The sequence below is a fragment of the Thermococcus sp. genome (assembly GCF_027066465.1).
In the GTDB taxonomy this organism is placed as follows: domain Archaea; phylum Methanobacteriota_B; class Thermococci; order Thermococcales; family Thermococcaceae; genus Thermococcus.
The window spans coordinates 1-9,712 of record NZ_JAMONU010000118.1 but is presented as its reverse complement, the minus strand read 5'-3'; the positions used below and the strand labels follow the sequence as shown (position 1 = coordinate 9,712).

Annotated in this window: 10 protein-coding genes and 2 pseudogenes; 8 read left to right on the top strand and 4 right to left on the bottom strand. The window is 54.9% G+C overall.

What is annotated here, in order from left to right:
* Together MVK46_RS05500 and upp are read left to right on the top strand one after the other, a co-directional pair.
* Window positions 1-280: pseudogene (locus MVK46_RS05500) on the top strand (hypothetical protein); the annotation flags it as partial.
* A 34-nt stretch (window positions 281-314) separates the two neighbouring features.
* Window positions 315-982, top strand: a pseudogene (gene upp, locus MVK46_RS05495) (uracil phosphoribosyltransferase).
* Here the strand turns inward: upp and MVK46_RS05490 are convergent.
* Complete coding sequence (locus tag MVK46_RS05490; protein ID WP_297535638.1) at window positions 976-1,296, bottom strand: hypothetical protein; 321 nt, start codon at window positions 1,294-1,296, stop codon at window positions 976-978. The pseudogene upp and the gene MVK46_RS05490 sit on opposite strands and share 7 nt — an antisense overlap.
* A gap of 244 nt (window positions 1,297-1,540) precedes the next feature.
* Here MVK46_RS05490 and MVK46_RS05485 point away from each other — a divergent pair, with 244 nt between their 5' ends.
* The 3 genes from MVK46_RS05485 to MVK46_RS05475 are packed head-to-tail and all read left to right on the top strand — an operon-like array spanning window position 1,541 to window position 4,446.
* On the top strand, window positions 1,541-2,335 hold the full coding sequence (locus tag MVK46_RS05485) for a class I SAM-dependent methyltransferase (protein WP_297535637.1): 795 nt from the start codon (window positions 1,541-1,543) through the stop codon (window positions 2,333-2,335).
* Between the two features lie 33 nt (window positions 2,336-2,368).
* Window positions 2,369-3,247 carry an ABC transporter ATP-binding protein gene (locus MVK46_RS05480; RefSeq protein ID WP_297535636.1) on the top strand — a complete coding sequence of 293 codons (879 nt, stop codon included), beginning with the start codon at window positions 2,369-2,371 and terminating at the stop codon, window positions 3,245-3,247.
* The gene (locus tag MVK46_RS05475; protein WP_297535635.1) at window positions 3,244-4,446 is read left to right on the top strand and encodes an ABC transporter permease; all 1,203 of its coding nucleotides are present in this window, start codon (window positions 3,244-3,246) and stop codon (window positions 4,444-4,446) included. The genes MVK46_RS05480 and MVK46_RS05475 overlap by 4 nt, the downstream gene beginning before the upstream one ends.
* Here MVK46_RS05475 and MVK46_RS05470 read toward each other — a convergent pair.
* From MVK46_RS05470 to MVK46_RS05460, 3 genes are read right to left on the bottom strand one after another with little or no spacing between them, the layout of a single operon-like run.
* The gene (locus MVK46_RS05470) at window positions 4,402-5,157 is read right to left on the bottom strand and encodes a DUF2334 domain-containing protein (protein ID WP_297535634.1); all 756 of its coding nucleotides are present in this window, start codon (window positions 5,155-5,157) and stop codon (window positions 4,402-4,404) included. The genes MVK46_RS05475 and MVK46_RS05470 overlap by 45 nt on opposite strands.
* 37 nt (window positions 5,158-5,194) lie before the next feature.
* On the bottom strand, window positions 5,195-6,055 hold the full coding sequence (locus MVK46_RS05465; RefSeq protein ID WP_297535639.1) for an alpha/beta fold hydrolase: 861 nt from the start codon (window positions 6,053-6,055) through the stop codon (window positions 5,195-5,197).
* A gap of 6 nt (window positions 6,056-6,061) precedes the next feature.
* Window positions 6,062-7,384, bottom strand: coding sequence for an MFS transporter (locus MVK46_RS05460; protein WP_297535633.1), 1,323 nt, complete (start codon window positions 7,382-7,384; stop codon window positions 6,062-6,064).
* A gap of 345 nt (window positions 7,385-7,729) precedes the next feature.
* Here MVK46_RS05460 and MVK46_RS05455 point away from each other — a divergent pair, with 345 nt between their 5' ends.
* From MVK46_RS05455 to MVK46_RS05445, 3 genes are all read left to right on the top strand, one after another.
* Window positions 7,730-8,434: a glycerophosphodiester phosphodiesterase family protein gene (locus tag MVK46_RS05455; protein WP_297535632.1), complete on the top strand. Its 705-nt coding sequence runs from the start codon at window positions 7,730-7,732 to the stop codon at window positions 8,432-8,434.
* 15 nt (window positions 8,435-8,449) lie between these two features.
* Window positions 8,450-9,196 (top strand): glycerophosphodiester phosphodiesterase family protein, encoded by a 747-nt coding sequence (locus MVK46_RS05450; RefSeq protein WP_297535631.1) that lies wholly within the window; start codon window positions 8,450-8,452, stop codon window positions 9,194-9,196.
* A gap of 56 nt (window positions 9,197-9,252) precedes the next feature.
* Window positions 9,253-9,712, top strand: a 460-nt coding sequence (locus MVK46_RS05445) for an FGGY family carbohydrate kinase (RefSeq protein ID WP_297535630.1), incomplete at its 3' end; no start/stop codon positions are given.

Below are 9,712 nucleotides of genomic sequence, written 5' to 3'. Positions count from 1 at the left end.
GATGCTGCTCGGCATAATCCGCCTGTGGGGCCTTAGGATTCCGCTGAGCTACGCCTTCGGCTACGTCGGCGCGATAACGCTCCTCGGACTGACGATTCCGCTGGCGGAACTGTTCGACTTCACGAGCAGGGGAGTTTTCTTCGGCATGGGGCTGAGCAACTTCATCGGCGCGCTGATAGCCCTCGCCTGGTTCCTCCGCGGTAGCTGGATGAAGGCGATAATCGAAAAAACGCCCAAAGAGCATGGAAAGTCCAGCCCGGTTAAACACCCGGAAGGCTAATAAAGGCTCGCCCCGAGTGGCGGGCGGTGAGAGCATGAAGGCCGAAAGGTGGGAAGGCGTTTACTCCTTCGAGGACAGCCCGTTTTTGATGGAGATTCTGACGGAGCTTCGCGATGAGAGAACAGGACCGATAGCCTTCAGGAAGGGCCTCGTCAAGCTCGGCCGTTACATGGCCTACGAGCTGACGAAGACGATGGAAACCGAGAGGGTTCCCGTTAAAACCCCGCTGGAGGAAACAGAGGGCGTAATCGTCAGGGACAGGCGCAACGTGGTCATAATAACAGTTCTCCGCGCGGCGATTCCGCTGATGGAGGGCCTCATCAAGGTGCTCGACCACGCGCGCGTTGGTATCGTCTCGGCATCGCGCGGAAAGGCCCCAAAGTTCGAGATTGAGATGAACTACGTCAAGATTCCGGAGATACGGCCAGAGGATACTGTCATAGTAGCCGACCCGATGATAGCGACCGGCTCGACTCTGATTAAGGTCCTCGACGAGGTCAAGCGCTACGGAAGCCGAAGCGCCTGATTGTCGTTGGAGTGCTGGCGGCTCCCGAGGGAATAGAGAGGATAAGGGAGAGGCACCCAGAGGTCGAAATATTCGTTGCAAAGGTTGACAGGGAGCTGAACGACAAGGGCTACATCCTTCCGGGACTCGGAGATGCCGGCGACAGGGCATTCGGCGCCCCAGTGAAGGTTCAGTAGAGCTTTCCGCCCTCCTCCTTGAGTTTCTCCCTCTCCTTCTCAATCTTTTTCTCGTCCTCGAAGAGCTTGGCCTTGTAGTGGTAGCTTATCCGACCGAAAAGGGTCGTCGCGGTGTTCATGAACCTTCCGGCAAAGGCCCCGATGAGGGACGCGGCAACGAGGAGGCCGAAGAAGAACTCAATCTCGCCCCATGAGTACCCAGCGGCGTGCATGAACTTGGCGAGCATTCCGAATATGAAGACGAAGACACCACCGAGGAGCACCACGAGGAGTATCTTGTAACCGTAGCGCTCCATGAAGAGTGCAAAATCCATCCACCATCACCATTAAATTTTGGTGAGAACAACTTTTACGCCTTTCGGTGGGGTCGGCCAGTGCCAGTCTCATCACAGGTCAGACCGGTAAACGCTCCTCATCCCCCGGTTCAATTCTCCAGTGTATTTTTAAACCCTGTGGAGAACAAGCCTTGGCCGATGACGAGCGTTAGCCACGCTGACGGTGATGAAAAGAGGGTTAGCCGAGGCCTTAAGTTTTTAACTCAAACGACGTACGTATCTCATGCCATTTGAAGAGTATTACAGGTATTTCAGGCAGTGGATGGAGCCGGAACATGAGAGGGCCCGGAGGAGGTTTGAATCAACGCTACTCTTTTTCAAAAACCAAAAGGTAAGTGCCTCAAGTGTTCTCGACCTCTGCGCCGGAACGGGAATAGCGGGTGCGGCCGCGGCAAAGGCCTTTTCGGCATCGAAGCTGACGCTCGTGGACGTTAGAAAAGAAGACTTGGAGAAGGTTCGCGAATGGCTCGGAATTGCTGAGGTCAACCCGGAGCTTAGGCTGGTTGCCGGTGACGTCCTCCAACTCCCAGAGCTGGTGGAAGAACACGACCTTGCGGTTCTCTGGGGTCATACAATGCCCCATTTCGACCCCTTCGATGCCGTGCGGCTGTTCAGCGGCGTGGCATCAGTTCTGGACGAAGGTGGGTACTTCTTCATCGAGGAACCGGACAGGATAGGCAGGTTCCTTTACAACCGGATGTACAGGGACTTCACGGTGGAAAGAACGGGTGCAGAGACAATCGTCTCAATTCACGAGGGCTATGACGTCAGGAAGGGCGTTGAGAGAAGGGGCTACTACATCCTTCCGGGCTTTAAGAAAATGGCTGAGATGGAGTTAAGAGCCCGGGATTTGGCCTCGCTGCTTGCCATCGGAAGGATTTTCTTCAGGGATGCGAACCTGATAACTCCCTCCGAACACGGCGTTTCGGGGGTTTCTGAGGTTCTCGTCTTCAGGCGTCCCAAAAGGAGAATCGCTGGTGAGGTTTACTCTGAATTTCAGAGTTTCACCCGGGTTTAAATCACCGCCGCCGTTTCTTAAACCGGTGGGAGGATGAAGGCATTAATCGTTAAGAACCTGAGGAAGAGCTACGGAGAGACCGAAGTTCTGAAGGGGATAAACCTCGAGGTAGAGGAGGGCGAGATTTTCGCACTGCTCGGACCAAACGGGGCGGGCAAGACGACGTTCATACGAATCCTAACCGAAGGTCTGGCCTACGATTCCGGGGAGATACTCGTCTTTGGAAGGCCTCTCTCCAAAGAAACTGCCACGCTGATAGGGTACTGCCCCCAGGAGAGCATAGCGTACGAAAACCTGACCGTAAGGGAGAACCTTGAGTTTTACGCGGACCTCTACAACGCCCCAAAGGAGAGGGTAGACGAGGTTATCAGGGAGTTCAACCTTCCGCCGGACAAGAGGGCGGGGAAGCTCAGCGGAGGCCAGATGAAGAGGCTCAACCTGGCAACGGCGATTCTCCACGAACCCAAAATCCTTGTCCTCGACGAGCCCTCTGCCGGATTGGACGTTCCCTCGAGGAGAGAGCTGTGGAAGCTTATCCTGGGGTTCAGGGACGAGGGAAAAACCGTCGTAATGGCGACCCACTACATGGAAGAGGCCGAAAGGCTCGCGGACAGGGTGGCGATAATCAGCGATGGAAGGGTAGTTGCCGTTGGCAGCGTCGAGGAACTGAAGAAGCTCGCGGGTGGGGAGAGCGTGATACACGTCGAGGGAATTCTCAGGGGGGCCGAGAGCATCCCCGGGGCGATTGTTAAGGGCAACGCGCTCAGACTCAGGACGCCCAACCCGAGGGAAGAACTGCCGAGGCTCATCGAGGCCCTGCTGAAGCGCGGCAGTGAGATAAGGCTCGTGAAGGTAGAGGAGCCAACCCTCGAGGATGTTTTTGTAAAGCTCACCGGGAGGTCTCTGGAATGAACGTCCGGGCGATAAAGGGCATCTTAAGGAAGGACCTGATAGAGATAAGGAGGGAAAAGACAACGGTCTTCTGGATTATCGTCTTCCCGATGATTTGGCTTCTGATTATGGGGGGCATATGGGGGCACACGAGTCCGCCAGTCACACTCAAGGTCGGTGTCGTAGCCCAGGGGAGCGGTGCAGCACCTATAGTTAGCGCGATGGGCAACGTCACGCTCGACGGCAGGCACCTCTTCAGGGTAATCGAGTTTAAAAGCGAGAGGAGCGCCCTCAAAAACCTGAGTTCCGGAAAGCTGGATGCAGTTGTAGTTTTCCCGGCAACATTCAGTGAAAACCTCAGCAGAGGCCTTCCAGTGGAGGTCGTTGTGTACTACAACAGGGCCGACCCGCAGGAGTACCAGATTGCTAAGGGGGTCATTGAAGGGTTCTTCTCCGGCTTTTCAAGGGAGCTTGCCGAACGGAGGGAGGGAGTCCTAATCGAGACCCTTGAGCGGTTCCTGCCGGAGAACACCACATCACGTCTGATTCCCCTGATAGAGGGAACTGCAAGGCCCCTCTCGCTGGAGGAGAAGAACGTGAGCGGGAGGAACATCAGCCCGGTGCTCTTCTTCCTCGCAGGGGTCATGGGGATACAGTTCCTGTTCGCAACGATGAGCCTGATTGGAAACGGGACCCTGAGGGAAATCGAGAAGGGAACGCTCAGGAGAATAGCAGCGTCGCCAACGACAGCCTGGGACTTCCTAATCGGAAAGCTACTCTCGACGACGGTTGTAATCTTCGGGAGCATTCTGGGACTCATTGCGTTCTCGCAGCTTGTTTTCGGAAGCACGATATTTCCCAGTCTCCTCGGCTGGGTGCTCCTCCTCATCGGCGGAGCATTCTCAATGGGCCTCGGACTGGCAATAGCCATGCTCACGAGGAACGTGAGGGCCACGAGTTTAACGATAAACCTCGTTTCATGGCCGATGATGTTCCTGGCGGGGATAGCCGTTCCCCCAAGCACGCTCCCGAACTGGGCGAGGCCCTTCGTGGACTACTTCCCACTCGGAAGGGCCCTGAAGGACTTCAGACTGCTGGAGATATACCACGTCAGCCCCTCGCAGGTTGCCCCCGACGTCCCGTGGCTTCTCGCCGCGAGCCTCGCAGTCCTCATCCTAGCGGCCCTCACCTACGCGAGAACCGTGAGAACGCTTGAGTAGTTCCTTATTTTCCTCTACAAACTTCAGGAACTCCCTCAGAAACTCCATTCCTGCCTTATTGTTCACAGCCCTCGGATGAATTGAAAGGAAAAACGTTCCGTTGAGGTTGAGGTAAACGCTCTCCGCGCTCGCAAGCTGGTAGGGGAGCAGAAAAGACGGGATGTACCAGGTATACTCGCGGTTGCAGATTGGTTCGACGGTGCCGTTCGGGAAGTAGAGGAAGTCCCTCCCTATAACAGTTAGGTTGTGCCTGAGGAGAACCTCCAGCGCGGCCCTTGATAGGGCGTAGCGCGGAGCGATGAAATACTTGGGGGTAACGTTGAGGTAGGAAAGGGCTTTCAGGCCAAGCTCAAGCTTCCTCTCGGCGACGGTTGCGTTGCAGTCAAACTCATCCCCTACGTGGGTGTAGCCGTGGAGCTCGATGTGGTAGCCCTCGCGCTCAAGCTCCTCAAGAAACTCCATAAATGCCCCGTACTTCCAGATGGGCATTTTTCCACCGTGGTCGGGAATTACGAAGAGGTAGGTCTCATTTTGAAGGTCGTATTCGTCGATGACGGCCGTTATCTGCTGAAGCTGAGGGAGGTAAGCTGGACTGACGTCGTGGAGGAGGATTGCAAAGTGACCGAAGGAGGGAACGTAAGCGGGACTGGCGATGGAGCTGGAGGAGAGCAGCACAAGAAACAGCACGGCGAAGACGGACAGCCTCTTCATCATCAAAGGGGGAATGAAGGAGAGCGTAAAAACCTTTCTAAAGGTGTTTAGCGAGAAAGCTCCTCACCCTCGTCTTCCACTCCTCCGGGTGGAACTTAAGCGTCCTGACGTGCGGTGCATCCGTAACCCACAGCTCAACGTTCGGGTTCACCCTTCTGTTCCTCTCGTAGAACTCCCTGACCTCATCAACTTTAACGAGCGGGTCCTTTTCACCGGCAATCAAAAGGAGGGGTTTTCTGACTTTATCCGCGTATTCCAGCATGTTCAGCTCTTTTGCTCCACTGAAAAGCTTTGTAAAGGGCTTGACGAAGGTGTAGAGCCACTCGGGGAGGTTCGCAAAGTACTTCAGCCCCCTTGCACCGGTCCTGTCGAGGTATATTGGCGGTGAATCCGCGACGCCGCAGGTTACCCTCTCGTCCTCCGCGAGGGCAAGTATCGTAACAACGGCACCCATCGAAAACCCGACGAGGCCTATTCCCTCGGCCTTCTCGGGATGGTTCTTTTTCAGCCAGTCCACAGCCGAGAGAACGTCTATAAGCTCCCGCTCACCGACGGTTGTGTAGGTTCCCTCGCTCTTTCCGTGGGCGCGGAAGTCAAAGACCAGAACGCTATAGCCCTCCTTGAGGAGGAACTCCGTCGTCTGCTTCATGTAAACGTCGTCCCATCTGCTTCTGGTGTAGCCGTGAAGGGGAATCACCGTGGAGTTTTTCTCGTTTGGAATCCACCAGCCGCTCAGCTTGAGGCCGTCCCTCGTTTCTATCGTCACGTCCTCGTAGTCGTAGCCCAAATCTTTGGGCGTCCAGCTTCCGATAAAGCGGGGTGGCTTGACCATCTTGTATCCAACAAAGGCCGAAAAGGCTATGAAGAGGAAGAGGAGAAAAATCAAAATCCACACCAACAAGCCTCAGACCCCCACTTCAGTTTCTTCGAGTTCGTCAATGCCTGGCTTCTCCTTGGTAATGGCGTCGAGGTTCTTCATGCCCCAGATGAGGGGCAGGGCTATTATGACGAAGATGGCCCCAACGGGGAAGAGAACCCTGTAGTTGTTCCCAAAAGCCTGGACTATTGCTCCACCAACGAGGCCGGCAATGAGAATTGGGAAGGATTTCGTTGCCTCAAAGAAGCCGTAGTAACGGCCGTTGAACGCTTCACGCTCGTACTTCGTCAGGAGGTCGCCTATGACAGGCCACGATGTCGCCATGAGCATTCCCCAGCCGATTCCGGCGAGTCCTATGAGGGCGGTTATCTGAACCTTCGTGTGGACGAACCAGCCGGCGAGGAAGGGTATCAGGAATATTATGCCGCCGATGAGTATCGACTTCCTCCTGCCGATTTTGTCGTAAAGGGGTCCGCCGACGACCGCTCCAACGAGAACCAAGACGTTAAAGAGGGCCATTATGGCGTTGCCCAGTGCCGTGACGTCGCTCGTGCCGAGAACTGACTCGAGTATGCCGAAGAGGAAAACAGCCACGAACTCAAAGCTCATCCACCAGAGAATCTGCGCGGAGTAGAACTTGAGGAAGTCCCTGTCGGCCACTATTGACCTGAGGTACTCCCCGAGGCCCTCCTCGGGAATCTCCTCCGGGGCAACCGGCTCCTTCACCCGGGCGTAGACTATCAGAGCTGACCCCATGAGAAAGCCCGCAACGACCGCGAAGGGAATCCACATGTAGTTGGCCTGAATCAGCGCGTGTATCTCGTTTTTAAGCCCGGTTACCTTCGTTGCCTTGATTATCAGGAACGCGAGGCTTCCGAAGAGGAAGAGGTTCCCCGCCCACTCAAAGAGAGTTATCACTCCGCTCGCCCTTCCGCGCTCTCCACTGGGGAACATCTCGGGAAGCAGGGAGCGGTACTGGGCAACGTAGAAGTACAGGGCAAAGTAGAACAGCGCCAGCATCGTTGCAAAGGCCAGCAACGGAACCTTTGCGATATAGCTGAAATACACCCCTAGTGTAACAAGACCCGCAAAGATTCCGCCAACGAGTATGAAGGGCGTCCTCCTCCGGTTTGACCTGCGGATGTCGCTGTAGTAACCGATTAGAATCGGCACGATAATTCCCATGAGACCCTGAAGCGAAAGAACTGCACCGATTATGAAGGCCGAGTTGGTGTACTCGGTCTGAAGCAACTTAAACGACAGCCCCTTATTCAACGCCCAGCCCGTGCTCATGCTGAAGCCCAAGAGGGCCAACACCAGGACGGTTCCCCACCTGAACCTTTTCTCCATTTTACACCACCCCCACAAAAGGGGACACCCTGGGAAGGCCGCCTCAGCCCGGGGCCCCCTCTTTCAACCAGTGTCCCAACACTCAAACAGTTATAGGGGGGTTCTTTTCGTGGCTTTTAAGGGTTTTGAGTTCATTTTTGAGCCATAGTAAAAATGACACTTTTGGGCAATGAGGTTATTTTCATCTTATTCCTCCCCATCGAAACACTCATAAAAGGCCCCAGCAAATGACCCGACCATGCAACGGGGGCACCGTCCTCCGATGGGGGTGTCCCCCATTATAGAGGGATAAACCAAAACCCTAAACTACCGGACGTTTACAATCAACTCTGCAGGCGAGGAGGGATGAGAGTTCCGCTGATACTCGGCCATCGCGGGTTCAGAGGGAGGATTGAGAACACTATACCCGCCTTCAGGAGGGCGTTAAAATACGCCGATGGAATCGAACTAGATGTTAGAAGAACGCTTGATGGGAAGCTGGTAATACTTCACGATGGGAAGTTCCCGTGCCGGCGGGGCGAGTGCCGGGCGGAGGACATGACGTATCTCGAGATAGTCAGGGAGCATCCCCTCGGAAAGCTCGTAACGACACTCCCAAGGGTTCTGAAGGAGCTGAAGCCGAGGTATATCAACATTGACTTGAAAGACGGCGAGACGGCCGAGGAAGTTGTAAAGCTCCTCGAGCGAAAAAACATGCTTGAAACCTCGGTGATTTCAACGGATTCCCCTGAAACAGCCAAAAGGCTCGCAAGGGAGTATCCGTGTTGCAAAATAGGACTGTCAATAGTGGGCCTGAGGTCCCTCCTGGGAACGGTGCTCACGGATGGACTCTACTCCGTCCACGTTCCTCTAGACGTAATCTCGTATGCGGGTTTCACGTTTTTCTCGTCCCTTATCAAGAGATACCACTCCCGAAGGCTCAAGGTTTTCGTCTGGAACTACGGGATGAACGAGATTGCGTGGCTCCCAAGGGTTCTCCCACTTGCCGATGTGCTGATTTCCGATGACCCCGCGAGACTGAAAAGATTTTTAGGAACGTCGCAGAGCTAATCAGGAGGGATTTCCATGTGGGACAGGGACAGGGTTATCGTGCTCGGACACAGGGGATACATGAGCAGGTTCCCCGAGAACAGCATTCTGGCGTTTAAAAAGGCCATCGAGGCGGGGGCCGATGGAATCGAGCTGGACGTCTGGCTGACCAAAGATGGCAGGGTCATTGTCATGCACGACGAAACGATAGACAGGACGAGCAACATGAAAGGAAGGCAGAAGGAGATGACCCTCAATGAGCTGAAGAGGGCGGACATAGGCATGGGCGAAAGGATACCCACACTCGAAGAGGTGTTTGAAGCTCTCCCAAAAGACGCGCTAATCAACGTGGAGATAAAAGACAGGGACGCCGTTGAAAAGGTCGCTGAAATCGTGAGGAACAACAATCCTGAGAGAGTCATGATTTCCTCCTTTGACGTAGAGGCCCTGAGGGAGTACAGAAAGTACGACGGAGAAACTAGAGTGGGGCTTTTGATTGATAGGGAGGACACCCTCCAGATGGTTCCAGAGCTTAAAGAGGAGCTCAACCTGTGGTCAATTAACATCCCGGTTGAGGCAGTGACCCTGCTCGGCTTCGAGAAAACTGTTCAGGCAATCGGCTGGACCCGCTCCCTGGGACTCAAAATCGTTCTCTGGACTGCAAACGACGAGCTGTTCTACAGAGACGACAACCTGCTGAAGCTCAAGGGGCTCTTTGAAGTCGTTATAGCGAACGATGTGGAAAGGATAATCGGCTACCTCAGAGAGCTTGGTTTGAGATGAACTCCATCCAACGAAACCGTTAATACCCTCCTCCCCCCTCTTTTACCGGTGGTATCATGGAGCGCTACATCCTTTCACTCGATGAGGGAACTACTTCCGCGAGGGCGATAATCTTCGACAGGGAGAGCAACATCATCGGCCTCGGTCAGTACGAGTTCCCCCAGCACTACCCGAAACCCGGCTGGGTGGAGCACAATCCGGAGGAAATCTGGGAGGCTCAGCTCAGAGCCATAAAGACGGCCCTTGAGAAGGCGAAGGTGGAGCCGGGCCAGATAGCGGCGATAGGCGTTACTAATCAGAGAGAAACTACGATAGTCTTTGACCGCGACGGAAAACCGCTCTACAACGCGATAGTCTGGCAGTGCAGGAGAACGGCCGAGATGGTGGAGGAGATAAAGCGCGAATACGGGGACGTGATAAAGGAGAAGACCGGCCTCGTCCCCGATGCTTACTTCTCCGCGAGCAAGCTCAAGTGGCTCCTCGACAACGTTCCCGGTCTGAGGGAGAGAGCGGAGA